Raw genomic sequence first — 2,429 nt, 5'->3', positions numbered from 1 at the left:
TCTTCCGACAAATTGGACACCCACCATCTGGTCCATCATTGCGCCGATGTCGCTGCGGTGTTCAGTTCGCTGCTCGCACAACCCCTTTTCCGATGCCGCGCCGAGTCGGCGCTCGGCAGACAACTGGAGGACGGTGAGACACACTGCCTGGCCGCGCTCGCGTTCCTGCATGACATCGGCAAGCTTGCGCCAGGCTTTCAGGCAAAGGGGTGGACGGACCCGGGCGGTCTGCGCCTGCGCGGGCACCTGGAATGCGGCGTCCTATGGACGAGTACCCTAGATGCGAGTTCGCTTGCGGGAGCGGCAGTTCTCCTGGCGCGATGGCCGGACATTCGCGTCTGGCTTCATGCGGCGTTTTCCCACCATGGCCGTCCCGTTGACGACGCCAGGCAAGGCGCCGCCGCCGGTGCCTTTTTCAAAGTGCCCGGCTATGACTGGAAAGCCGAAGAAGCTCTGTTTGGCCGGGCGATGCTCGACTGGCTTCCCGCCATCGCGACGACCTCGCCGCCTGCGGCTACGCCACCGCTCGTGCACTTCTTCTGTGGCCTTCTCACGCTGGCGGACTGGATCGGTTCGGACCGGCGTGCCTTTCCATTCGAGCCCGTGTTCCGATCCGACTATTGGCACACGGCACGGGAGCGTGCTGATCGGAGGCTGCATGAAATCGGTCTCGCCTCCGACGGACTTACGCTGCGCGGCACACCGGGCTGGTCCATTATCTCCGATCACCCTGAACCACGGCCAGCGCAGGAGGCGGTCGGAGGTGTGCCAACCAGTGAACACCTCGTCCTGCTCGAGGCCGAGACCGGCGCAGGCAAGACGGAGGCGGCACTGTGGCGCTTTGCCACTCTGTTCGCAGCGGGAGAAGTGGAAGCGCTCTATTTCGCTGTGCCGACACGGGCGGCCGCGCGGCAGTTGCAGCGGCGTATCAACGCGGCGCTGACACGCATGTTCGCGCAGCCGCCCGAAGCCGTTTTGGCCATTCCGGGGCAGGTTATGGCCGGCGAGGCATCGGGAACGCGACTGCCGGATTTTTCGATGCTCTGGGACGACGGCGAGGACCGACCTGCGCGCTGGGCGGCAGAGCATTCGGCGCGTTTTCTCGCGTCACGGGTTGCGATCGGAACGGTGGATCAGGTCGCCCTCGGCGGCCTGCAGGTGAAATATGCGCATTTGCGCGGCGTGGCGCTGAGCCGCGCGCTGCTGGTGATCGATGAGGTGCACGCCTCCGATCCTTACATGACTGAAGTCCAGACCGCGATGGTGGAGGCCCATCTCGCGCTCGGAGGGCATGTGATGCTGATGTCGGCAACGCTCGGCGCCGCGGCTCGGGTCCGCTGGTTCAGGGAGCCGATCGCCGATCTCGCCTCCGAGTCCGCCGTCCCCTATCCGGCCATCTGGACCGGCGGAGGCGTTCAGGCCGTGGAAGCGGATACAGAGGCAGGCAAGACGGTTCAGGTCGAGTCTTTTGCCGGCTGGTCGGGCGCAGATGCCGCGCGCCATGCCGTCGAAGCCGCGCGCCGGGGTGCGCGGGTGCTGGTCATTCGCAACACGGTGGCCCGTGCTCAGGAAACTCATGCTGCCTGCCTTGCAGCAGAACCTGGCCTGCTGCTCGCGGTCCGCGGCATTCCGACTTTGCACCACAGCCGCTTTGCGGCCGAGGATCGCGCACGCCTTGACGCGGCGGTGGAGGCGGCCATCGGCAAGGACAGCCCGCCCGGCGGGTGCATCGTCATCGGCACCCAGACGCTGGAGCAATCGCTTGACCTTTGTGCCGACATTCTCGTCACCGATCTCTGCCCTATGGACGTGCTGCTCCAGCGCATCGGCCGGCTGCATCGTCACCGGCGTCCACGGCCGGTCGGGTTTACGAGGGCGCGGGTTCTGGTGCTCACCCCACCGGGCGGGCTCGATCCGCTCACTCTGGCAGCCGACAACGCGCTCGGCGCCTATATCGACGGCCCGAATTTCTCCGGCATCTATGTCGATGTGCCTGGTCTCGCTGCCACGCTCGCCGAGATCGAGACGAAGCCGGAATGGCGTATTCCGTCGATGAACCGGGCGCTCGTCGAAGCGGCGACCCATCCCGAGGCGCTCGACCGGATCGCCGAGGCGCGCGGCTGGCAGGCCTACCGCCAGAAAGTGACCGGCAAGGTTCGGGCGGACATGGCCACGGCCGGCCTTGCCATCCTCGACCGCGAGCGACCGCTCGCGAGCTTTCCCGCCGACGAGAAGCTTCGCACCCGGCTCGGTGAGGAAGGTGTGATCCTCAGGCTGCCGGAGGGCACCCTCGGCGCCTTCGGATTGGCGGTCTCGACGCTCGCCCTGCCGGCGCACTGGTCGAAGGGGCTGACCGGGGAGGAAGACGTGGTTGTTGTAGAGCCCGGGCCGCCGCTGCAGTTGAAGGTAGCAGAAACAGGAATGGCGTA

The 2,429-nt window shown here is 66.5% G+C and carries 1 protein-coding gene; it reads left to right on the top strand.

Features of this window, described 5'->3' with window-relative positions; all coding sequences use genetic code 11:
• Positions 1–57: 57 nt before the first annotated feature.
• Positions 58–2,429 (top strand): CRISPR-associated helicase Cas3' (cas3, locus tag A6302_RS22525; protein WP_245294179.1); only part of this gene is annotated, 2,372 nt, incomplete at its 3' end.

It is taken from the genome of Methylobrevis pamukkalensis, from assembly GCF_001720135.1.
Lineage (GTDB): Bacteria > Pseudomonadota > Alphaproteobacteria > Rhizobiales > Pleomorphomonadaceae > Methylobrevis > Methylobrevis pamukkalensis.
This window is presented reverse-complemented; position numbering and strand designations above follow the sequence as displayed.